The sequence below is a fragment of the Alteromonas stellipolaris genome (assembly GCF_001562115.1).
Lineage (GTDB): Bacteria > Pseudomonadota > Gammaproteobacteria > Enterobacterales > Alteromonadaceae > Alteromonas > Alteromonas stellipolaris.
The window spans coordinates 1,635,147-1,658,910 of sequence record NZ_CP013926.1 but is presented as its reverse complement, the minus strand read 5'-3'; the positions used below and the strand labels follow the sequence as shown (position 1 = coordinate 1,658,910).

The following is a 23,764-nucleotide window of genomic DNA, read 5'->3' as shown; positions in this document are numbered from 1 at the left end:
TTCTTGGTCAGTCTGATTGACAAGCGGCCTACCTCGCCCTATAACAGGTAGAGCAACATGTGGTTTGAATACGTAGCGGAGATGTAGAAATGTTGGGATACGACGATAAGCGAAACTTTTTCAGGATGATGGTTAATTCGCCTTGTCAGTTACAGGTTACTGATGATGAATCGAGCCGCACTATGCAAGCGATGTGTAAGGACATCAGCGCAACGGGCATGTCTTTGGAAGTTGATGAACCCTCATTAGAAATTGGTACGCAAGTTAGTGTTGCTATCGATTCTCCAAGCTCTCAAGTGCCTTCATTAGCAGCTATTGCTACTGTGGTTCGCTGTGAGCCAGACACAGAATCTAGCTGTTTGATTGGGGTTGAAATCTCAGAAATGAAATAAGCTGTATAAGGGCCTTCGCAAGCCTAAGCTTATTTATTATGACTCACGAACTCTTTCGTGAGTCAGGCATAGCCTATGCTAAAACCTACAAACCTACTTTTTTCATATCAACGCTTTCATAGTAGTGAAATCGAATAAGTCGATGGCATCCTTCGTAAAAATCAATTGTCTTTAATAGCTCTAATCGATAATAATTCTCATTAACGATTCGAGACAAACTTATTAGGTAAATCATTATGAAAAAGACAATTACTTTTGCGTGCATGCACTTCACCGTCGCTTTTACAGTGGCATACTTATTAACCGGTAGTGCAGTAGTGGGTGGGGCAGTAGCCTTAGTTGAGCCAGCTGTGAATACTGTAGTTTTTTATTTCCACGAGCGAGTCTGGAAGAAATTTGAGAGCCAGTCTAAAGACCAAGATAGCGAGCAGCAACTAAGTAGTCGTCCTGAGCAGACTTTTGCTTCAAATGAGATGACATTGGCATCATAAGCGTTTGCTAAGTTTGCCTCTTATTTGAATTTTCGAAGAATGTGGCGCTAACGGTGAGTTAAGTTTAATTACACTTAATAAAACCTTAGCGCCACTTTTTTATGCTAAATGAATTAAACAAAAAGCCTGTATTAATCAGCTTGTTTGCTTATCTTTTACAGGTATTAAATGAGTTGTAAAAGTACGACTGATATTACAGGTCAGTTACTTCGCAAACTAAACCTTTTAAGTAATATCCTTCAGGGTAACTGCCAATTACCGGGTGATCGGTGGCTTGATTCAGTCGAGCAATAATCTTAATGGTTCTTCCGGCATCTAATGCGGCATCAGCCACTATTTTTTGGAAAAGATCGGCTGGCATCAAGCCAGAGCAGCTAAAAGTAAGTAGTAATCCACCATTTCTCACCGCATGAATACCATACAAGTTAATATCTTTATAGCCACGAGCGGCACGAGTAAGTGATGCTTTGTTGTCGATGAACTTGGGTGGATCGAGGATAACCATATCAAACTGATCGCCTCGTTCATGATATTCACGCAATTGCTTAAACACATCTTTTTTAACGTAATGACTTTTGCTTTCATCTAGCCCATTTATCGCAACGTGTTGCTTAGCAAGGTCGAGGGCTGGCTGAGAAACATCCACATTGGTGACCGATTTAGCGCCGCCTTGTAGTGCATAGCAGGAAAAGGTACCGGTATAGCTAAAGCAGTTAAGCACGTCAGCGTCTCTGGCATAATGTGCAGCGGCAGCACGGCTATCTCGCTGATCAAGATAAAAGCCCGTTTTGTGGCCGTTCTCTATATCAACAATAATAGAAAGCCCATTCTCTTTTACTGTAACTTGCATGGGAGGTTCGCCGCTCACCACGCCGGTTACTGGCTCTAGGCCTTCTTTTTTGCGCACATCCACATCGCTTCGCTCGTAAACATGAGTACCGGGCTTCAACTTGTTTATTGCCCACACAATTTTATCACGGTGTTTTTCAGCGCCCGCGCTCAGCAATTGCAGTACGGCTACGTTGTCATACAAATCTATGGTAACGCCAGGAAGGCCATCACTTTCAGACGCTATCCAACGAAAAGCATTGGTAACTTCGGGGTCAAATAAACGGGTTCTTAATTTAAGCGCTATTTCCATGCGGCGTAGAAAAAACGCGTTATCAATGCTTTCTTCTTTGCTAAAGGTCCACATGCGCACTCGAATTTGCGAAGTAGGGGAGTAGGCGCCGCGACCTAACCAGTCACCTTCTGAATCGAATACATCAACGGTGTCACCACTGCGCCCTCTACCTTTTAGTTCTGCCACGGCGCTTTCAAACACCCAAGGATGGCGACGACGAAGGGATTTATCTCTATTAGGATGCAATATAACTTGTGATGACATGAAACGTACTCTATTTCTTGAATTAGCTAGGAAGTGGGGTTGCGTAGGTAAGCCTTTAGCTGGGTTAAAAGCCTTTAGCTAATAAACGGCCCTTGCAACCACACGTAAGCGGCGGTGCGAAGTATAGCGACAAAGCGGTAGCTATGCGAATGATTAGCAAGTTTACCGTGTTGAAGTTAAGTATTATACGCAGTATGAAAGTAAGTTTGTTGGGCAAGCGCAGCCGTTAGATTAAACACGGCGTTATGGCAAACTCTTGGTAATCATGAGTTTTGTTGTAATAACCTTAGGTTACAGTGTTTTAAACCAAATTTAGCACAACAAGTTAAGCGCTAGGGTTATGATGCTAAAAATACCAACGCAATTATGCACCAAAACGTATCGCCCACGTAGTCATAGGTTGACGTGTTTTTCATGTAATCACTAATGTGCACAAACACTGCACCTGCTGTGAAAGTTCAAAAAAGAGGATACTAATGCAATTTGTAAACTTCGAAAAAGGCTGTGCTCCTGAAGGCCTCACAATAGCAGAGGTTGATGCCCCCGTACTTACCGACGATAAAGTGTTATTGCAGGTACACGCTTTTGGTGTGAATCGTGCCGATACACTACAACGACAAGGACACTATCCACCCCCTCCCGGCGAAAGTGAGATTCTGGGGCTGGAAGTAGCCGGTGAGGTTATTGAGGTTGGTGCTACAGTAAGTGAGTGGAAAGTCGGCGATAAGGTCTTTGGGTTAGTTGCTGGCGGCGGCTATGCACAACAAGTTGCTGTTAATCCGCATCATTTAATGCGGGTTCCAGAAAATATGGCGTATAGCACGGCGGCCGGACTTGCTGAGGTGTTTCTTACTGCATTTCAGTGTTTGCGCTTAATCTCCAATGTAAAACCGGCAGAGCGGGTACTCATTCACGGTGGTGCCAGTGGTGTGGGGCTAGCCGCCACTCAGCTTTGTCATTATTGGGGAGTAGAAAGTGCAGTTACCGCGTCATCCCAAGAAAAGTTAGCTCAGTGCAAACAAAACGGCGCTAACTTACTGATAAATTACAAAGATAAAAACTTTGCTGAAGAAATAAAAGCGAGTTGGCCAGAAGGCGTCAATATGGTGCTTGATATGGTAGGTGGCGATTACTTAAATCGGAACCTTCAAATACTAAAGCGCGACGGCATTGTGGTTTACCTTGCCATGTTAGCGGGACGTTATGCCGACAATCTCGATATGGCATTAATGTTGGGTAAACGAGCCAGAATACAAGGCACTACGTTACGCAACAGAACGGATGAATATAAAAGTGCGCTTATTAGTGATTTTTCGACAACCTGTTTACCCGCGTTTACCTCAGGCGAGCTTAGCGTAAACATTGATACAGTATACGCAATTGATGATGTCGCGAAATCTCACGCACGTTTAGAGGGTAACGACACACAGGGCAAAATAATTGTAGAGTGGTAATTGCTGAGTGTTAAGTAGAAGCAAAAGAATAGGCAGAGTTTGACGTTACAAAAGAAAAGGCGGTGCCGCCTTTTCTTTTTGAAACATCATTAACGCTTTAAAGCGTTAAAGCTATTAGGCGTAAAGTTATTAGCCTATGAAGCCGCTGTCTGGCGTTGTTGGCTTGGCTTCTGCCGCGCCGCGCGCAAGGTCATCACAGCGTTCATTTTCAGGGTGACCCGAGTGGCCCTTCACCCAATGCCAGTTAATTTTATGCTTGCTAACCGCTTCATCAAGGCGTTTCCAAAGGTCGGCATTTTTCACCGCTTTTTTGTCTGAAGTACGCCAGCCGTTCTTACGCCAGTTGTGGATCCATTGATTGATACCGTTTTTCACATACTGGCTGTCTGTCGTTAATTCCACATTGCAGGGCTCAGTTAAGCTGTTTAATGCTTCAATAGGAGCCATTAATTCCATACGATTATTCGTGGTATGGGCAAACCCGCCGCTAAGCTCTTTGCGGTGACTGTTATAAACGAGTACAGCGCCATAGCCGCCAGGGCCTGGGTTTCCAAGGCATGAGCCATCAGTAAAAATGTGAATGGTTTTTTGAGCCACTGGGTGTCCTTAAATTATTTACTTTCATATTTCGCTTTTCCCTTAGCCTGTGGCGAAGGGGTTGATATACTATCAAAAAACAAAAGGTAAGATTAGAGGAATCATGCGTCAGATTGTACTAGATACAGAAACTACAGGTATCGACCCTAAAGAAGGTCACCGAGTGATTGAAATTGGGTGTGTTGAGCTGGTTAACCGCAAACTTACTGGCAATCACTTTCATGTATACATTAATCCTGGCCGCCAAATAGAACAAGAGGCCATTGATGTTCACGGTATTACCAATGAGTTCTTAACCGACAAACCTACATTTAGAGATGTGGCCGAAGACTTTGTGAATTTTATTCGCGGCGCTCAGCTTGTTATCCACAATGCGCCCTTCGATGTGGGCTTTATGGATCATGAGTTCGGAATGGAACCGAAAACCCGTGGCGTTATCACCAAAGATATTTGTAGTGTTCTTGATACCTTGGCGGTCGCACGAAAAATGCACCCAGGGCAAAAGAACAACCTAGATGCGTTGTGTAAGCGTTACGGCATAGACAACAGCCACCGTGAGCTTCACGGCGCACTGCTGGATGCTGAAATTTTAGCTGATGTTTACCTGCTAATGACAGGTGGGCAAACTAAACTTAATTTGGCCTCGAAAGGCAGCGGCGAAACCCAATCAGATGCACTTCGTCGTTTGAACCGAAATGGAAATAAATTAAAGGTTATCAAGGCTAACGCCGATGAATTAGCACAGCATGAATCTCGTTTAGATATCGTAGAAAAAGCGGGGGGTAAATGTTTGTGGCGCCCAGAGCAAGAGCAAACCGATGCATAACTAAGCTAGGTGCAAGTTATCGTCTATAGCCTTAGGTGCTAGCCATACCTAACCATATTTTAGAATACATTTCCAAAGGAGCGGGCAACAGTGAGAATAGGCGTGATGAAACTAGTGTTGGCGTTGTGCCTATTGGGATGTGCTTCAACGGTATTTTCACAAGATACTTCGTTGACTGCTCCGTCGACATCGGATACGCAAGCCGACGCTGCGCCTTCTCCTATTACTGACTTGGGGGATGAATACGAGAACTCGATTAAATTATTACAGAATCGTTTTCGTATTGATTACAACGTGAAAGAGGTCTCTATGATTTTCTTTCGCGAATACGGTTCTGCCCCCGTAGTATTAGTCCGCCCCGATGGTTCAAAGCTATTTCAAGGCCGGGTAGACGAGGCATTCGTTAAGTGGTTTGATGCTGACACCTTCGATATGATCACCATTGAGAACCCTATGCCTGGCCCTTGGCAGGCGGTAGGTCAGGTTAACCCTGCCAGTCGGGTTATGGTTATTTCTGATATTAAACTTCACGCCACACCGCTTCCCAGTATTCTCTTTTCGGGCGAAATATTAAAATCTACGGCTTACCTAACCAACGGTGGCGAAAAAATAGATAACAAACAGTTTCGTGATGTCGTGGAGTTATCTATTGAGTTTGAAAGTGCCAATGACCCCAATTACGACAACTTCGGGGCCAACGATGCAGAAATAGCAAAGTTTGAAGATAACGGCCGGGGCATGGATGAGCGTCCTTCGGATGGTGTGTTCACTGGCCAATTTAATTTAAAAGTGGCGGCGGGCAAATGGCAGCCTGTGTATCGGGTAGACACGCCAATGTTCACGCGAGAGCAAATTGGTGCACCTATTATCCTGCACAACAACCCTGTTTATGTAGACGTTGAACTAGACCCTACCGATGGCACGGGAGATGGGTATCACACACTGCTCATTGATGTGAACCGCGAACTAGTCAATATAGAGTCACTTCTCATAGACGGTAAAATTAGATTTCCAAACGCAGATATTCAAAACTTCTCGTTAACCGAGGGCGGTGATGGCGTGCGAGAACATCTTATTGTGGCGTACGAAGAAGGAGTTTATCGCGTTAAACTAACCGCTTATGGCACAACATCGGAAGGCCGAGACTTTATTCTGGATGTGCCTGAATATACCTTTTTGGCTGAAGCACCTGAACCAGAAGTGATAGACCCGCTTATTGACGGCGAAGATCCTATTGTTGATGGCAGTGAAGATCCGCTTGCCATGGGAGAAGGTTCAACATCACCTAATCAAGAAAACACACAAAACCCTTCACAATCGCAAAATGAAGATGATGGAATGGATTCAGGTACGCTAACCCTGATTATTGTCGCGATGAATGGCACGATTATTTTAATAGGTGTTGTTGCTGCCGTTATTATTATCTTAAAAAGAAGAAAGGCCAGTGGTCCTGCATCTGCAAAAGTAGCCACAAAAAATGAAAATAAAAAAGCCAAAAAGAAAGTGGTGTCTGAATCTGACTTATCTCTTGATAATGAACCCAAGGGCTTTAAAAAGTTACTGGCAAAGTTTAAGAAATCGAAACCGGCAGAGTAGGGGCAATAAATAGGGCACATAAATAGCGCTATATCGCCCTACCGGGAGTACTTTTTCTCGTTACTAATACAAAAGTTCAAGTTAGCCATCCTAAGGTGAGCGTGGCCTGTGGGAATAGTATGCTAGTTTTAGGTGTACGAATTCCCGCCTGATTGAATTATATTTCAACATTGTGTTTATTTATCGCGCAAACAGTGCCCAGATGACAATTTTATTAATAAAAAGCATTGACTCTGTAAGGTCTAAACCGTATTATCTGCGCCGCAGTGAGGGCAAGGGGTTTTAACAACCCAACTAACTCACTGATAACATTGAAATTGTGGAGCGGTAGTTCAGTTGGTTAGAATACCGGCCTGTCACGCCGGGGGTCGCGGGTTCGAGTCCCGTCCGCTCCGCCACTTTCAATGATATAACTAAAAGGCCACGGAGCGGTAGTTCAGTTGGTTAGAATACCGGCCTGTCACGCCGGGGGTCGCGGGTTCGAGTCCCGTCCGCTCCGCCATTTAGTTATAACAAAGTGTCTCTTCGATGATGTGGAGCGGTAGTTCAGTTGGTTAGAATACCGGCCTGTCACGCCGGGGGTCGCGGGTTCGAGTCCCGTCCGCTCCGCCACTTATCGAAATAGCACACTTTCCCATTATGCGGAGCGGTAGTTCAGTTGGTTAGAATACCGGCCTGTCACGCCGGGGGTCGCGGGTTCGAGTCCCGTCCGCTCCGCCATTTTCGGGAAAGCATTTACTACTACCTTGCAGGTTCAACTGCGCACTGATAAAACCTCTTTATCAACGTTATACTTTTTCCGACTACTATTTTTTGCTTATTATCAGCTGTCGTTTCATCTTTTTTCTACCCAGTTTCTCTCTACCTAGTTTTTCACTACCTAGCTTCTCCTTTTTTTTCTTGCAGTATTATCCACCTTTGGTTTCTAGTTAGCCTCACAATAGCCTTTTCCCATATCGGCTGTGAATGCCCTTTGATTGCACATAATTGTTAGCCAGCTGAATAATTAGCTACCGCAGCAAACCGCATATTTTAAGTGGTATTGTGGCTGCATATCACTTCAACGCTAGATAATTTTATTCTCTTCAGTTCATTGACTTAACTCAATCTTCTGCAATGCTTAAATGCATCTAAAGTATTATTCTAATAATCAAATTTTCGACTATTTTGAAGTGTACACGCACAATAATATGTCTTAATTTTATGTGGTACGAATGAGCAATAGTGAGCATAAAAAATTTCTACTAGCTGACAATCTTAAAGCCATCGCCGTATCGTTTTTGTCTGTTGTTCTTGTTAGCGCCGCGCTTGGCCTATTAATGTTCTCAGTTATAAAAGAACATGAAAAAGACCGAGCAAAAGATATATTATCAAACGTGAACATGGTGTTTAAAGATGCCGAGACCGCATTAGATTATTTGAACGCCTCTCCCTATTACTCCTGCAGTGAAGACAATTTAAACGAAATGCGACGCACTTTATTTCGCTCTCGTTTTGTGAAAGAAATTGGTTTCTTTGGTGATGGAAAGTTATTGTGCAGTACCTATCTTGGGCTATTAAAGCAGCCCATAGACGAAGCAATCCCAGATTTTGTCACTTCTTTGGGTGATGCGTTTTGGATTAATACGCCGTTAGAGCTATTTGACAACCAGTCGAAAGGCACTATTGCAAAGCGTGGACGATACAATGCTGTATTAGATATGGATGCAGTAATTGGCCTAAACTTTAGTCAGGATTGGGCGCTCTTTTACAAAGCAGATGAGCTATTTCATATGGCGGGAAACGCCTCTTTAATGCCACAGAGCGCGGGCGGAGGTATCGCAAAACTTGATACTAGTTACTTCTCTCTAAGTTTAATCAAGTGTGATAAGTATTATTCTTCCACTTGTTTGAGCGTAGTATCCGACCAAGGCCGAATTTTTAATACTCATAAAGGCAAACTAGTGTTGTTCGTTTGTGTCATGTTAATGACGGCGGCGCTATCTCATATGCTTACATTTAATTACTTAAGACGCAGACGTTCATTAGAGTCGCGTATAAGTCGTGGGCTTAAATCGGGTAAGTTTTATTGTTTGTACCAGCCATTCGTAATATTAAAGTCTGGTGAAGTAGTTGGCTGTGAAGTATTGAGCCGATTCGAAGATGAGTTTGGTCCAATTTACCCTGACGAATTTATACCTCAAGTCAAAGAGTTAGGTAAAACATGGGAGTTCACTACGGTCATGATTGAATCGGCAATGATTGCCCTTAATGAGAACAAGGATATTCCAGAAGGCTTTAAAGTTTCATTTAACCTGTTTCCGTCAGACTTTATGAAAGATGAGTTGCTCGACTTAGACTGGGTGCTCACTATGAATGACAAGAATTTTAAATTGGTTCTTGAGATAACCGAAGATGAGCAACTTGCCACAGGCAGTGCGGTTAAACATATAAAAGCCCTCAAAAGCAGAGGTTTTTGGATGGCCATAGACGATTTTGGGGTAGGGTATTCGAACCTTAGCCAACTTAAATCTCTTAAATGTGAATTCCTGAAGATCGATCGTAGTTTCGTGATGGACATGGAGGATCATAGTATTCGTTCCTCTTTAATTCCCCACATTGTCAGTATTGCCGACGAATTAAGAGTGACATTGATTGCGGAAGGTGTTGAAAACACCGAGCAGTGTCAGGAGCTCGTGAATATGAATGTGGAGTACGGTCAAGGATGGTTATTTGGTAAACCGCAAACGGTTGAGAATTTAGCAAATACCATTGAGCTGTCGTCCCAAACCCATTAATCGGTTGGCCTGCCAGTCGTTCCGCGATACCATGCAGTTATTGTTAAAAGACGAAGAACGGCTGCATGCAGGACGTATTACATTGCCGCAAAATCTGTAAAATTTATCAAGAAGGCGAGAATAGTACGCCTGTCCTTAATAACATTTCACTTTCTATCAATGCGAGTGAGCATGTTGCCATTTTAGGTAGCTCTGGTTCAGGAAAAAGTACCCTGCTGCACTTGCTTGGCGGTTTAGACACGCCCACAAGCGGTGAAGTGTGGTTCAAAGGTGAGTCACTTACACACTTAAACGCTAAACAGCTTGCCGCCTTGCGAAACAAGGAAATGGGGTTTATTTATCAATTCCATCATTTGCTTGGTGAATTTACTGCGCTTGAAAACGTTGCCATGCCTCTTCGAATTGGCGGCGAGAGTGCTACTACCGCTAATGCAAAAGCAAACGCCTTACTTAACGACGTAGGGCTTTCTCACCGTGCAGATCATTTACCTAGCGCGCTCTCAGGCGGCGAACGTCAACGGGTAGCCATTGCCCGCGCATTGGTCACATCTCCATCGGTTGTTCTTGCTGACGAACCAACCGGTAATTTAGATGCCACCACAGGTGAACAGATTTATCAGTTGTTGAAACGCTTAAGTGAGCAAAAACAAACGGCTTTTGTTGTGGTAACGCACGATATTACGCTTGCTAATCGTATGGACAGAGTACTTCGTATTAAAGACGGTGAATTACTAAACGCCGCAACTGAGGAACAATCGTAGTGGCGCTGGCATGGCAACTTGCTAAACGATTTCGTCGAGCCAAAGTCCAAAATCGTTTCATCTCATTCATTTCTATGTCGTCTACCGTAGGCATAGGTCTTGGCTGTTTCGTGTTAATTATCTTACTAAGTGTAATGAATGGTTTTGAGCGAGAATTAACGCAGCGTATTTTAACCGTTATTCCTCACGGCGAATTGTATAGCACCGACAAGACGGGCATTGAGAACTTAGATGCGCAGCTGTATCGACTTAATCAAGACCCCAGAATTGCTAAGGTTGAGCCTTACACCGAGCTTACCGGCATGTTGCAATTCAAAGGTGAGTTAAAGGCGATTTCATTGACGGGCATAGCGGCAGACGCGCAAAACACTTTTAGCCGGCAAGTAACGGACGAACATTGGCAGAACTTCGCGCTAAACAGCGACGGTGTGCTGATAGGTAAGGGGATTGCCAACAAACTTAATATTGTGGTGGGTGATACCGTACAGGCGCTTATTCCCGTCACCACGAAAGATTTACGCTTTAGCGCACCTACATCAATAACGTTAACCGTCGCAGGCTTCATGCATGTTGGCGGCGAGCTAGATAATCAATTGGGGTTAATGCACCTTGCGAAAGCTTCCGCGGCCGCTGGCATAGATGGCCAAGCATTGGGTATGCGCTTCACATTACACGATCCATTTTCGGCCTATATCACCATGCGAGATATAGGTTATAGCTACCCTCAAGCGGTCTATATGTCAGATTGGACCCGTACCCAAGGCCATTTGTACAATGACATTCAGCTCGTTCGCACCGTTGTGTATATTGCATTGGTACTGGTGATTGCCGTGGCGTGTTTTAACATTGTGTCGTCATTAGTGATGGCGGTACGAGAAAAACAACCTGCCATCGCTATCTTAAAAACTATGGGGGCGACCGACACACTAATTCGGCGCACGTTTATGTTCCAAGGTGTGCTGAATGGACTCATTGGTATAGTAGTAGGGGTAACCCTTGCTGTTATTATTGCCCCTAATCTTTCACGTATTGTGAAGTTCTTAGAGGGTGTTTTTGGGGTAGAAGTGCTATCAGGTGATATCTATTTTATCGATTTCTTACCTTCTGCACTTATGTGGCAAGACGTGGTAGTCACCTGTGTGGTCGCCATCATCATGTCCGTATTAGCAACTTGGTACCCCGCCCATAAAGCGACGAAAGTGTCTCCCTCTCAATCCCTTCACTGAATGTACTTAGCTTGTCAGTGCTCTGCACTTCTAAAGCGCGTTCCTATTGGGGAACGCAATGGCCAACAGGCATTAAAAAAGGGTTAGCAATGCTAACCCTTTTATCATGTTCAAAAGACAAGAGGGGATTAGGCGTTCTTATCAAACTCGTTGAAATTCACGTCTTCTTCTTTTTCACCGGCATGTTCGTCGTAATAAACATCTTCATCAAGTCCACCTTCGCTTTTCGCGACTACGCATGACACCATACAGTCACCTGTGATATTTACCGCAGTACGGGTCATATCAAGTAAGCGGTCGACACCAATAATCAGTGCTATTCCTTCAACAGGTAGGTTAACTTGTTGCAATACCATGGCAAGCATGATTAAGCCTACCCCTGGCACACCAGCCGTACCGATAGAGGCTAGGGTAGCGGTTAACACCACCATCATGTAGTCGCCTAAACTTAAATCAACGCCATAAACTTGTGCGATAAATACGGTAGCCACGCCCTGCATAATCGCGGTGCCATCCATATTGATAGTGGCCCCTAAAGGCAGGGTGAAAGACGCGACTGAATTGTTGATACCCAGTTTGTTTCGCGCCGTTTCCATGGTGACTGGTAACGTAGCGCTACTGCTTGAGGTACTAAATGCAAACAAGGCTGCATCGCGCATTTTTTTCAGCAGCACAACTGGGCTCAAGCCGCTCAATAGTTTGAGCAATATTGAGTAGGTCACTAATCCATGAATGATAAGCACACCAAATACCAAGAAGAAGTATTTGGCCAAGCTAAAGATAGTGTCGCCACCAATAGTAGAGAAGAGTTTAGCCATCAACACAAACACACCGTAAGGCGCTAGGTTCATGATGATAGTTACAAGGCGCATAATAACCGTGTTGATATCTTCGAAAAACGCACTGACTCGCTTGCCTGCTTCGCCAGTCATCGCCATTGAAATACCGAATAACACCGCAAATACGATGATTTGAAGCATGTTGCCTTGCGCCATCGAATTAATAGGGTTACTAGGAAACATATTAACGATAACGTCACCAAGACTTGGTGCAGTCTTCGCTTCAAAAGACGTTTCAGTCGTTAGATTTAAGCCTTCTCCTGGTGAAATAAGTAAAGCCATACTCATTGCCAGTGTGATTGCTATTGCAGTCGTGACAATATACAGCCCAACAGACTTTGCGCCTAAACGACCTAATTTACTTGGGTCGGAAAGTGTACTGGTACCGCAAATAAGCGAAACAAATACTAATGGCACCACCAACATCTTTAAACTAGCGATAAAAATCTGCCCAAGGGTAGAAAATATACCATCTACAAAAATGCTATACGCAGAGAACTGGAAACCAAATACCGAAAAAGTGAAATCTCCGCTATCATCGAATAATATTTGAAGAAGCACACCTATCACGATACCGGCAATCATGCCGATAAAGATTCTGGTGGTTAAACTAAATTTATGTGCAGATTGAGACATTAAAATTCCCTGTACATTTTTATATTTTTATTTAGTGTGACAGATTCTATTGATTTTAAAACATAAAAAACGACCCAATTGTCATTTATAGAGGTTCAGGAACGAATTATGCGACAAATTACGCGAGTCTTGTCTAAGACACTCTGGCTATTTAGTGCAATATTTATACTAACAGCGTGCGGAGGAGGCGATTCAGTCTCTAGAGATGATAGCGATGGATCAGATGATGGCAGTGGTTCCTCTGCTACTGTTAATATCGTATTAACCGTTCAAAACGCCAGCGGTGAAACTGACCGCAACCTAACCTCCGACAATTCTCTTACCGTTATTGCCACTGTTACTGACACTGACGGTGTAGCCCAAGCCGACCAACTCGTTACGTTCGCAGTAAGTAATACCGAACTAGCCGTGTTCGGGAACGATACCGGTACAGCGCGAACCGATGACAGCGGGATAGCAAGAATAGCTATTAATGCCAGTACTGCCTCAGGTGATGGTGAAATCACAGGTAGCTTGAGCAGTGGTGAAAGCGGCTCTACTACTTTTTCAGCCGTTGGAGCTCCTACGGTTAGTGAAGAACCTGCGTCATTACAATTTTATGCAAGCGCGGTTCAGCTTGCCTCCAGCGGTTCAGATGACATTGAGCTCATTGCATTAATTAAAAACGAACAAAGTGTTTTGATGGAAGGGGTTGTCGTTAACTTCTCTGCTAGTAATGAAGCCGGTGTTGAATTGCAATTAACGCAATCTACCACTACCGCCGATGGTACTGCCAGAGCATTAGTCTCTACTCAAAATGATGCGTCGAACCGCACGGTAACCCTAACGGCTCAAACCGGCGCATTAGTTAAAACCGTTGATATTTTGATCACCGGCACAGAGGTGACGATTAATGGCGCAAACTCAGTCATATTGAATGACACTGCCGAATATACGCTACGTGTACAAGATTCTGATGGGGTAGCCATTGTTAATCAAACTATCCTATTAGAAGCAGAGAACGGTACACTCAGTGAAACCTCAGTTAATACAGGGGCTGATGGACAAGCTACCATTACTTACACGGCAACCACATCTGGTGAAGATACCATTACAGCTTCGTCGCTTAATGCGTCAGTAGAATTTGAATTAGAGGTTCAACAAGACGAATTTAGTTTTGTGGTAGTGCCGGATGAAGAAATATCATTGAATGAAGCAGCCACAATCAGTGTTCAATGGCTACAAGATGGTACTCCAGCTGTTGGTAATAACGTAACATTTAGTACTTCTCGCGGAGAGATTATTGGCGCAGCGCTTGTAACAACCGATGCTGACGGTATTGCCTCTATCTCAATAGAGTCTGACAATGCCGGTTTTGCTTCTATTACTGCCACAGGAACTGAAGCGGGTAATGAGTCTACGGTGAATGCGGTGACGCAAGTAGAATTTGTCGCGGTTGAGCCTGCTACTTTGATTGCAGATGCAACACCAGATATTATCGGACCTGATGGTCAAACAAGTACCATTACTGCAGTTGTTAGAGACCCTTCAGGTAACTTAGTAAAAAATACCGTGGTTAACTTTAATGTAGATGACGTATCTACAGGTTCTATTTCACCTTCTCAATCGACCACCGACAGCAGTGGTATTGCCTCTACGGTATTTACTTCAGGCGCACCTTCAAGTGAAGATGCGGTTATTGTTCGTGCTTCTGTAGCAAGCGATGAAACAATTACTGATGAAGTGTATATGACAGTAGGTGACAGAGCATTTGATATCTCCATTGGCACTGGTAACGAAATTGAAGAGCCTGATTCAACCACTTACCTAAAACGCTTTGCTGTGTTTGTTTCTGATTCAGCAGGACAGCCTGTTAGTGGCGTTGAGTTAACCGCATCTGCTACACCAGTAAAGCGTGTTTTAGGGGGGACATTCTTAAAAGGGGATTGGTATTGGGATGAAGACGAGTCTATTTACAAGCCTGACGTAACAGTTGAGTGTAATAACGAAGACATTAATGGCAATGGTATTCTTGATGTAGGAGAAGATACAAATGGTGATGAATTCCTAACTCCTGGTATTGTAGGAACGTTGACTTTTGCTGATACAAGTATAACCGACGAAAACGGACAAGCTGAGTTAGAGTATCGTTATCCGGCAAATTACGGTTATTGGTACGACATGGTTATTACGATTTTCGGTCAATCAACTGGAAGTGAAGCGAGCCAAGATCATTATTATCGATTAGGCGTTTCTTCTGATGACTTGACTAATGAAGGCGCTGGGCTACCTGCAAATCCATTCGGTTCTGTACCGGACTGTACTACATTCAACTAACAAAAAGCCGGCGTAAGCCGGCTTTTTTATAATTAAAACAATACTAACCTTGTTGGAATGGATATACAGAGCCAAGCTTTAATAGCTGGGTAAGTTCATCTAGCGCTGTACGCGATTCAATAAGCAATTGAGGATCGCGTAAATCGTCTTCAGCGAGTACATCACGGTAGTGTTTATCTACCCATTTGTTAAGACGTGCAAACTGAAGATCGTTAATTAAAGTCGCGGGATTTACCGCATCAAGCTCTTGGTCGTTCATAGCTACACGTAAACGCAAGCACGCGGGGCCGCCACCATTACGCATACTTTGCTTAACATCAAAATAGTTTACCGATTTTATCGGCGTGCCCAAAGTAACTAGCTTGTCTAAATAACGCTTAACTGCATCGTTTTCTTCACAGTCGGTAGGCGCAATAATCGTCATGTCACCATTAGGTAAGGTGATAATTTGGGTATTGAAAAGATAAGTTTTAATAGCATCTTGAACTGATACTTCGTCAGTCGGAACTTCAATAAGATGAAGTGGAGTATCACCAAACTTAGTTTGTAATTCTTTTAGCCCCGTTTCTTTTTTATAAAAAGCTTGGTCATGGTAGAACAACACGTTCTGGTTGCCCACGGCGATTACGTCATTATGGAAAACCCCTTGGTCGATAACATCAGGGTTTTGCTGCATGTACACCACGCCTTCTTCGCTTAACCCATGCAAGCGCGCCACAGCCTGGCATGCTTCTAATGTTTGGCGGGCAGGAAATTTAGTGGGCGCTGGTTTACTTGGGTCGAAAGCGTGACGGCCGTATACGAAGAGTTCTACCCCTGCATGGCTGTAATCTGAACACAAACGAGTGTGGTTTGCTGCGCCTTCGTCTCCAAAATGTTCGTTATCTGGCAGGTGTAAGTGGTGGGCAAAGTGTTTTTCATTTGCGAAGGTCGCTTTTAAAATATTGCCTGTCACTTGTGGCTCTAACGAACGATGAAACTTGTTTGTTAGGTTTGCAGGTGTAAAATGCACGCGGCCATCAGCTGTATCAGCGCTTGGAGAGACCGTGGCGGCGTTTGCTGTCCACATGCTTGATGCAGAGCAACATGCTAGAAAAATCTCTCTAGATTGCTTTGCAGCGCTTTCTAGCACTCTGGCATCTGAACCAGAAAAGCCGAGTCGACGTAATGCAGCTATATCTGGGCGTTCTTGAGGGGCAAGTACACCTTGCATCATGCCCATGTCAGACAAGGCTTTCATTTTCAGTAAACCTTGTTTAGCCGCTTGCTTAGGGCTACTAACTGCATTGGCATTGTTCAGAGAAGCAACATTACCGAACGAGAGTCCGGCGTAGTTGTGGGTTGGGCCGACAAGCCCATCAAAGTTAACTTCAAATTGCTTCATACTTTCCCTCTATTTGGTGTTTGAGCGTTTGACCGCTACCCTATAAATGCACAACCCAAGATTTTGGGTGTATTTACAGAGAAGCTAACGCCTCATTTTTTGTTAGCCGTGGATTAATAAGCATAATAAATGCCTGTTAATTACTAGGCGCAAAGGCATAATGGCTGGCATTATACGGTTTTTATGCGCCTTGCCAATCAAGGTGGTTGAAAAGTGAACAGGAATTGCACGCGATTGAAGCAATGGGAAGAATAACTATTAAGAAGATCTTGTTTTCCATTCACTTTGTCGATATATGTTAAAAAAGCACGGGCACCGCAATGGCACAGTCTACGGGCCCTTTATCTTTGAGAATGACTAAAATAGTCCTTTAGAATCAATAGGTTTAATTCAATTATATGGCAAAATCTCTAGTCATAGTCGAGTCGCCAGCCAAAGCGAAAACGATAAATAAATATCTTGGTAAAGATTTTATCGTAAAAAGTTCTGTCGGCCATGTTCGCGATCTGCCTACGAAGGCATTGGGTAAAGTTGAGCCCAAAAAGCCAGCGAAAGAACTCAAAACTTATAGCGAAGAAGACAAACAAGAATATCTTCGCAGACATGAATATTTAAAACTTGTTGACCGCATGGGTGTAGACCCAGAACAAAACTGGAAAGCCCACTATCAGGTTTTACAGGGTAAAGAAAAAGTGGTTAACGAGCTTAAACGCTTGGCCAAAGACGCTGACACTATCTATCTCGCAACGGATTTGGATAGAGAAGGGGAAGCTATCGCGTGGCATTTACAAGAATTGCTGGGCAGTAAAGGCAAAACCTATCAGCGTGTGGTGTTTAACGAAATTACTAAAAACGCCATTCAAGAAGCCTTCTCAGACCCAGGCGAAGTTAACGTTGCTCGTGTAAATGCACAGCAAGCTAGACGTTTCCTAGACCGCGTTGTTGGCTTTATGGTGTCGCCATTGCTATGGAAAAAGATAGCACGTGGCTTATCTGCAGGCCGTGTTCAATCGGTTGCTGTTCGCCTAGTGGTAGATCGTGAGCGCGAGATTAAAGCGTTTGTTCCAGAAGAGTTTTGGGATATTCACGCCGACTTAACCAGCGAGCAAAAAGCGGCGCTACGTATGTTGGTAGCCAAGCACGAAGGTAAAGCGTTCAAACCGGTTAATAAAGCGCAAGCAGACAAAGCATTAGAAGATTTAAATGGCGCTAAGTACTTAGTTGAAAGCCGTGAATCTAAGCCTACGTCTAGCCGACCTTCAGCTCCGTTTATTACTTCAACGCTGCAGCAAGCTGCGAGTACTCGTTTAGGTTTTGGTGTTAAGAAAACCATGATGATGGCGCAGCGCTTGTATGAAGCGGGTTACATCACTTATATGCGTACTGACTCAACGAACTTGAGCCAAGAAGCGCTTGATAATTGCCGCGCATATATCGAAGACAATTTTGGGAGCAAATACCTACCAGAATCGCCGAATCGCTATGGCAGTAAAGAAGGAGCGCAAGAGGCGCACGAAGCCATTCGTCCTTCAAGTGTTAAGGTAAATGCTGCGCATTTAGGCGATATGGAACGGGATGCTCAGCGTTTATACGAGCTTATTTGGCGCCAGTTTGTTGCGTGTCAAATGACACCAGCTAAATATGATGCTACCACCATTAGAGTAGGTGCAAACAATTACGAGTTAACAGCCAAAGGCCGTGTGTTAAAGTTTGATGGCTGGACACGTGTTCAACCACAGCTTCGCAAAAAAGGCGAAGAAGAGTTGATGCTGCCTGATGTTCAAAAAGGCGATGTATTAAACTTAAATGCACTTGATCCTAAGCAGCACTTCACTAAACCAGTGGCGCGTTTTAACGAAGCGTCTTTGGTAAAAGAGCTGGAAAAACGAGGCATCGGCCGACCTTCAACTTACGCAAGTATTATTTCGACCATTCAAGATCGCGGTTATGTTCGCCTTGAAAATAAGCGTTTTTATGCTGAAAAAATGGGTGAAATCGTTAACGATCGTTTGATGGAAAACTTTGACGACCTAATGAGTTTCGACTTTACCGCCAACATGGAGCAACAGCTTGATGATATAGCGGAAGGTAACAAAGATTGGAAAGACGTACTCAATCTGTTCTACAGCGATTTTTACGGCAAGTTGCTGAATGCCGAAAAAGCCCCTGAAGAAGGCGGAATGCGCCTTAATCAAGCCATTCCGTCGGGTATTACATGTGACAAGTGCGGACGTGAAATGAACGTGCGTACGGCGTCTACCGGCGTATTCCTTGGGTGTTCTGGTTACAATTTACCGCCAAAAGAACGTTGCACTAACACCATGAACCTGACCCCAGGTGATGAAGTGGTGAAGGTAGATGACGAGGAAGAATTAGAAACCGAGGCGTTGCGTGCTAAGAAGCGTTGTCCAATATGCAGTACTGCCATGGACAGCTACTTAGTGGACGAAACCCGTAAGCTGCATGTGTGTGGTAATACACCCACCTGTGAAGGTACCTTAGTTGAAACCGGTACGTTCAAGATTAAAGGTTACGACGGCCCCATTATCGAATGTGATAAGTGTGGCAGTGACATGGAACTGAAAAACGGGCGCTTTGGTAAATACTTCGGCTGTACTAACGAAGAATGTAAAAACACGCGTAAGTTATTACGTAACGGCGAGGCTGCACCACCTAAAGAAGATCCGGTAGATTTACCAGAGCTGCCTTGTGAAAAGTCCGATGCGCATTTTGTACTACGCGATGGCGCTTCAGGTATTTTCATGGCCGCACATAACTTCCCTAAATCTCGGGAAACTCGTGCACCAAAAGTGGAAGAACTAGCGCGCTTTAGAGATAGAATATCTGAAAAATTCTATTACCTAGCCGATGCACCGCAAAAAGATCCGGAAGGTAACCTTGCCATTGTTCGCTATAGTCGTAAGACCAAGCAGCAGTATGTGATGTCGGAAAATGAAGCGGGTAAAGCCACAGGTTGGTCAGCATGGTATAACGACGGTAAGTGGGAAACACAAGCCGCCAGTAAACCTGCAGCTAAAACCAAAGCGAAAGCCAAGAAGAAATAAAGAGATTTAATATATGGCCTCGTTACAAGAACAGTTATTAAAAGCCGGCATAGCAGACAAAGGTTCTGCTAAGCAGGCGCGTGCTGAAAAGCGCAAAAAGAATAAACAAAAAACAAAGAACAACCAAGGCGTGGTGGATGAAGCGACTATTGCTGCTCAGAAAGCCGCTGAAGAAAAGAAAGCCCGCTCACGTGAGCTGAATCAGTTGCAACAACAAGAGCGTGAAAAGCGCTCTATTGCTGCGCAAGTGCGCCAGCTCATTGATGTGAATAAACAGCCGCGAAAAGGCGATACCGTACTGAATTTCACTCACGATAATGTCGTGAAACGTATGTATGTTAGTGCCGAAATGCACAAGCAAGTGACTAAAGGTCGCTTAACCGTGGTGATTTTAGGTGATGCTTATGAGCTAGTGCCTACGCCTGTAGCGGATAAAATTGCGCAGCGTGACGATAGCTTTATTATTTACCGTGCCGACTTAGACACCAGCGACAATGACGGTAAAGAAGAAGCACAAGATGATTGGTATGCCGACTACGACATTCCAGATGATCTGACCTGGTAACGAAATCCAGGCCTTGTATCGAAATAAAATGACGTGAAATTCTTTTTCACGTCATTTTTCTGTCTCCTGTTCCTCTTCGATTTTCATTCCATTGTTATAGCTATTCAACTTCATGGTTTATCACCATCCTTAAAATGCCAGTGTTTGACTAGTACACCAACTTAACCATGTTTCAGTCACCGGTACGCCGTTAGCTTGCCAGTGCATCTCTAGGGGCACGGACAGCGGCATAGTAAGCGATATAAACGTACAGCCTTGTGTCTGTAAATTCTTAATGCAGCAAGGTACTAACGCAACATGTTGCGTACTGGCTATGTGAGTTAGCAGCGCTTGCATACTACCGGGCTCACTACTCACTTTAGGCTGTACTTTCACGCGGTGGAAAGCACTAATAATGGCATCAAATAAGCTGGATGCTTGTTCTCTGGCAAATAGAGTGAGGGAATAAGGCGCTAAATCAGCCAAATTTACACTGCTATTCTTTGACAATGGATGCGCTTCAGACACCACAAGAACAATAGGATCATCCGTTAAATGTTGATGATTGATTAAACCACTATAGCCGCCATCGATAGGCCGTGAAAAGCCTATATCTATTCTCCCTTCACTAAAGGCTTCTAGCTGTTGTGCGGCAGTCATTTCAAATATTTGTACGTCAATGAGTGGCTCACTTAGCGAGAAGCGTTTTAATAAATCGGGCATAAAATGCGCACAGGCTGAGCTTAAGTAACCAATACGCAGTAACCCTTGTTTACCGTTCGCAACGCGCTGAGTTTCATATTGTGCTTGTTGGTAATGGGTTAAGATATCTTCAACATGTCGAAGAAATACTTTTCCAGGTGCAGTTAACTCCACATAACGAGTAGTACGTTCAAAAAGCTTAACGTTTAGGGATGACTCTAGTGCATTAATATGGCGGCTAACCGCACTTTGAACAGTGTGTAAACGCGTGGCCGCTAACGAAAAGCTTTTGCATTGAGCTACTTCAACAAAGGTGTACATGTGCTTTAGATTCATAAAAGCTGGGCTCGCACTGTTAGATTAATGCTGAATATGCATTAAAGGTGCGTAAAATTATCATTTAACGGATAGCTTGCCAATGCGTAAAATACAAGCCGAGTTAATTTAGTTTCAATGGGGTTTTATGCAGTTATCACGTTTTGGAGAAATCACTTTACTAGTGATTTCAATGTTAACCATTATGGTTGGGGCGGTACTAGCGCCTGGATTAAACTCTATTGCACCTGCCTTAGGTGTGAGTAAATTTGCACCCTTGCTCATCACCTTGCCAGCATTAGGCGCTATTCTATTTGCAGCATTTTTTGGAAAGCTCATTGATAGTATTGGGGCTCGCAAAACCTTAGTCATAGCTTTGTGGGGATACTTACTGTTAGGTATTGGGGGTATTTGGGTATACGGCCCGTTATGGGTAAGTATTGACCGAATTCTATTAGGTGGATTTGCTGCAGGAGTGATGGCGTCAGGCACCGCGATTATTTCACAGTGGTATCACGGCAAAGCTAGACTTTCTGTCATTGCTAAACAGGGTATGGCCATTGAGCTAGGCGGCGTAATAATACTGTTCTTAGGTGGCCTGTTAAGTGAAATTGATTGGAGAGCGCCGTTCTTGCTCTACGGGCTGGCATTGGTTTGTTTGGTGCTGACCGCGATTAGCATCCCGCGTAAAGAGCCAGAAACTCAGCCTGTTACCCTTAGCGAAAGTGGTCAAATTAATGAAAGCTTACGGTCTGTCTTAATTAATGCCGTATTAGCCATGTCACTGTTTTTTAGTATGTTTATAACGCTGCCGAGTCATCTTGGCGATTTAGGTTACAGCGAAGCCGAAACGGGCTATTTACTGTCTTTTATTTCATTAATGGCTGTTTTATCCGCGTTGGTTATGCCACATATCGTTAATGCTAAATCTGAGAAAGTAACGTTATTTTTAGCTTTTATAAGCTTTGCAGCAGCCCACGCAATCTTCGCTATTGCTGAATCCACGAGTTTACTTGTAGTGGCGTCGCTATTTGCAGGTACGGGCTTCGGGTTCTCTATACCACTACTTAATCATGCCACCGTTGAGCGTAGCTCTGATACGAATATGGGCAGGAACTTAGCGTGGTTTGCTATGGCGGTATTCTCGGGTCAGTTTTTAACGTCGGCACTCGAGTTTTTACCTGTGACTGACAGTGGTGTATTTACAGTATGCGGGGCCATTGCCGTTCTGTGTTCGGTTTACGTGATGAAAACAAAAGCGTAGTTAGATGACTTAAAAAGTAAGTAAACAGTGTTGGCACTGTTTACTTACTCAGAAAGCTAAATAACTACAACAATCGTACCCACTAAGCACATTTGGCTAAATAATCATTGAGCCCCGCTAAATATTGCTCTTTTTCAGGCGTACTTAGCCAGCTTGCTTTGAAGCTGTTCGCCACTAAAGTGCTTAGCTCATCTTCACTAAATCCTCCTTCTTGCTGAAGCGCAATGAGGTTTTCATTTAAATATGCCCGAAAATAAGAAGGGTCGTCCGAGTTGATCGTTGGCATTAACCCGCGTTTAAGCATGTCTTTAATTTCAATTGAGGTGAGTGATTGCACCACGAATTGATTCGACACAGGGCAAACCGTTAAACCAATATTTTTTTGCTTCACTAATTCGCATAACGCGTCTGAGGCTAAAATATTCACGCCGTGATCTATTCTGTCTACATCAATGTCTTCTAGCACCTGGCGAATATGCTCTAGGGTATCTTGCTGGTTCACATCGCAATGCATGGTAAGTTTTAATCCCCACTCACGGGCTTTGGCAAACACAGCGGCAAACTTAGAAGGCGGGTTCTTATGTTCATCTGAATCTAAGCCTACACCAATAAGTTTATTAAGATGTGGCTCAGCCATGATTAGATGCTCCATGGCCGAGTCGGCCGACATATCACGAAGGAAACACAGTATAAGATTGCTTTGTACACCTAGCTTGGTATTAGCATCCTGTTGTGCGCGATAGATACCTTCAATTACAGTATCGAATGCTACGCCTCGGGACGTATGAGCTTGTGGGTCGAAAAAGAGTTCCACATACACAATGTGCTGCGCCGCTGCTTTTTCAAAATAAGCCATGGTAAGCGCGTAAAAGTCTTCTTCTTCAATTAATACACTCATCCCTGCGTAATAAATATCTAAAAAAGAGGGGAGATCATGAAAGTTATAAGCGGCTATCATTTGCTCTGGGGTTTCTGCACTCAGGCTTACGCCATTCTTCTGTGCTAATGCAAAGCTTAGCTCAGGCTCTAATGTGCCTTCAATATGAACATGGAGTTCGGCTTTTGGCATTTTTTGTATGAATTCTTGCATGTGGCCTCGTGTTATTTTTATTGGATATCAGACGGAAAACGTGCTCAGTTATCAATACAGCTGGCGCAAAACGCTGTGTAGTACAGGCTTAAGAGTAACGCT

18 protein-coding genes and 4 tRNA genes are annotated in these 23,764 nt (G+C 43.9%); 16 read left to right on the top strand and 6 right to left on the bottom strand.

All coding sequences use genetic code 11. The features are described from left to right. Window positions 1-89 precede the first annotated feature (89 nt). Both AVL57_RS06990 and AVL57_RS06985 read left to right on the top strand, forming a co-directional pair. Window positions 90-392: a PilZ domain-containing protein gene (locus AVL57_RS06990; RefSeq protein ID WP_057792437.1), complete on the top strand. Its 303-nt coding sequence runs from the start codon at window positions 90-92 to the stop codon at window positions 390-392. Window positions 393-628: 236 nt separating this feature from the next. Next, window positions 629-883 carry a DUF2061 domain-containing protein gene (locus AVL57_RS06985; protein WP_057792435.1) on the top strand — a complete coding sequence of 85 codons (255 nt, stop codon included), beginning with the start codon at window positions 629-631 and terminating at the stop codon, window positions 881-883. Window positions 884-1,076: 193 nt separating this feature from the next. Here the strand turns inward: AVL57_RS06985 and AVL57_RS06980 are convergent, their stop codons facing one another. Continuing rightward, on the bottom strand, window positions 1,077-2,270 hold the full coding sequence (locus AVL57_RS06980) for a class I SAM-dependent rRNA methyltransferase (RefSeq protein WP_057792433.1): 1,194 nt from the start codon (window positions 2,268-2,270) through the stop codon (window positions 1,077-1,079). Window positions 2,271-2,746: 476 nt separating this feature from the next. On the opposite strand from AVL57_RS06980, the gene AVL57_RS06975 reads away from it, so the two are divergent. Beyond that, complete coding sequence (locus AVL57_RS06975; RefSeq protein WP_057792431.1) at window positions 2,747-3,724, top strand: NAD(P)H-quinone oxidoreductase; 978 nt, start codon at window positions 2,747-2,749, stop codon at window positions 3,722-3,724. A 129-nt stretch (window positions 3,725-3,853) separates the two neighbouring features. On the opposite strand, the gene rnhA is transcribed toward AVL57_RS06975, so the two are convergent. Then, complete coding sequence (gene rnhA, locus AVL57_RS06970) at window positions 3,854-4,321, bottom strand: ribonuclease HI (protein ID WP_057792430.1); 468 nt, start codon at window positions 4,319-4,321, stop codon at window positions 3,854-3,856. A 103-nt stretch (window positions 4,322-4,424) separates the two neighbouring features. On the opposite strand from rnhA, the gene dnaQ reads away from it, so the two are divergent. From dnaQ to lolE, 9 genes are all read left to right on the top strand, one after another. Then, a complete protein-coding gene (gene dnaQ / locus AVL57_RS06965) occupies window positions 4,425-5,147 on the top strand; it encodes a DNA polymerase III subunit epsilon (protein ID WP_057792428.1) in 723 nt (240 codons plus the stop codon). A 90-nt stretch (window positions 5,148-5,237) separates the two neighbouring features. After that, window positions 5,238-6,743: a TIGR03503 family protein gene (locus AVL57_RS06960; protein ID WP_057792426.1), complete on the top strand. Its 1,506-nt coding sequence runs from the start codon at window positions 5,238-5,240 to the stop codon at window positions 6,741-6,743. 321 nt (window positions 6,744-7,064) lie between these two features. Next, window positions 7,065-7,141, top strand: a tRNA-Asp gene (locus tag AVL57_RS06955). Window positions 7,142-7,168: 27 nt separating this feature from the next. After that, a tRNA-Asp gene (locus AVL57_RS06950) sits at window positions 7,169-7,245 on the top strand. A gap of 33 nt (window positions 7,246-7,278) precedes the next feature. Next, window positions 7,279-7,355: transfer RNA gene (locus tag AVL57_RS06945), tRNA-Asp, on the top strand. A 31-nt stretch (window positions 7,356-7,386) separates the two neighbouring features. Continuing rightward, window positions 7,387-7,463, top strand: a tRNA-Asp gene (locus tag AVL57_RS06940). A 494-nt stretch (window positions 7,464-7,957) separates the two neighbouring features. Then, the gene (locus AVL57_RS06935) at window positions 7,958-9,520 is read left to right on the top strand and encodes an EAL domain-containing protein (protein ID WP_057792424.1); all 1,563 of its coding nucleotides are present in this window, start codon (window positions 7,958-7,960) and stop codon (window positions 9,518-9,520) included. A 65-nt stretch (window positions 9,521-9,585) separates the two neighbouring features. Further along, window positions 9,586-10,281, top strand: a complete 696-nt coding sequence (lolD, locus tag AVL57_RS06930; RefSeq protein WP_057792422.1) for a lipoprotein-releasing ABC transporter ATP-binding protein LolD — start codon at window positions 9,586-9,588, stop codon at window positions 10,279-10,281. Then, window positions 10,281-11,507 carry a lipoprotein-releasing ABC transporter permease subunit LolE gene (lolE, locus tag AVL57_RS06925; RefSeq protein ID WP_057792420.1) on the top strand — a complete coding sequence of 409 codons (1,227 nt, stop codon included), beginning with the start codon at window positions 10,281-10,283 and terminating at the stop codon, window positions 11,505-11,507. The genes lolD and lolE overlap by 1 nt, the downstream gene beginning before the upstream one ends. A gap of 128 nt (window positions 11,508-11,635) precedes the next feature. On the opposite strand, the gene AVL57_RS06920 is transcribed toward lolE, so the two are convergent. Further along, entirely contained in the window at window positions 11,636-12,982 is a 1,347-nt protein-coding gene (locus tag AVL57_RS06920) for a dicarboxylate/amino acid:cation symporter (RefSeq protein WP_057792417.1), read from the bottom strand. Window positions 12,983-13,090: 108 nt separating this feature from the next. Here AVL57_RS06920 and AVL57_RS06915 point away from each other — a divergent pair, with 108 nt between their 5' ends. Beyond that, window positions 13,091-15,298 carry an Ig-like domain-containing protein gene (locus tag AVL57_RS06915; protein WP_057792415.1) on the top strand — a complete coding sequence of 736 codons (2,208 nt, stop codon included), beginning with the start codon at window positions 13,091-13,093 and terminating at the stop codon, window positions 15,296-15,298. Window positions 15,299-15,341: 43 nt separating this feature from the next. On the opposite strand, the gene astB is transcribed toward AVL57_RS06915, so the two are convergent. Beyond that, window positions 15,342-16,682: an N-succinylarginine dihydrolase gene (gene astB, locus AVL57_RS06910; RefSeq protein ID WP_057792413.1), complete on the bottom strand. Its 1,341-nt coding sequence runs from the start codon at window positions 16,680-16,682 to the stop codon at window positions 15,342-15,344. Window positions 16,683-17,080: 398 nt separating this feature from the next. Here astB and topA point away from each other — a divergent pair, with 398 nt between their 5' ends. Together topA and AVL57_RS06900 are read left to right on the top strand one after the other, a co-directional pair. After that, a complete protein-coding gene (topA, locus tag AVL57_RS06905) occupies window positions 17,081-19,747 on the top strand; it encodes a type I DNA topoisomerase (protein WP_057792411.1) in 2,667 nt (888 codons plus the stop codon). A 13-nt stretch (window positions 19,748-19,760) separates the two neighbouring features. Further along, window positions 19,761-20,312: a DUF2058 domain-containing protein gene (locus AVL57_RS06900; protein ID WP_057792409.1), complete on the top strand. Its 552-nt coding sequence runs from the start codon at window positions 19,761-19,763 to the stop codon at window positions 20,310-20,312. A 129-nt stretch (window positions 20,313-20,441) separates the two neighbouring features. Here the strand turns inward: AVL57_RS06900 and AVL57_RS06895 are convergent, their stop codons facing one another. Next, window positions 20,442-21,329 carry a LysR family transcriptional regulator gene (locus AVL57_RS06895; protein WP_057792407.1) on the bottom strand — a complete coding sequence of 296 codons (888 nt, stop codon included), beginning with the start codon at window positions 21,327-21,329 and terminating at the stop codon, window positions 20,442-20,444. 127 nt (window positions 21,330-21,456) lie between these two features. Here AVL57_RS06895 and AVL57_RS06890 point away from each other — a divergent pair, with 127 nt between their 5' ends. Continuing rightward, the gene (locus AVL57_RS06890) at window positions 21,457-22,572 is read left to right on the top strand and encodes an MFS transporter (RefSeq protein WP_057792406.1); all 1,116 of its coding nucleotides are present in this window, start codon (window positions 21,457-21,459) and stop codon (window positions 22,570-22,572) included. An 82-nt stretch (window positions 22,573-22,654) separates the two neighbouring features. Here AVL57_RS06890 and add read toward each other — a convergent pair whose 3' ends face one another. Beyond that, window positions 22,655-23,662: an adenosine deaminase gene (add, locus tag AVL57_RS06885; RefSeq protein ID WP_057792404.1), complete on the bottom strand. Its 1,008-nt coding sequence runs from the start codon at window positions 23,660-23,662 to the stop codon at window positions 22,655-22,657. Window positions 23,663-23,764: the final 102 nt, after the last annotated feature.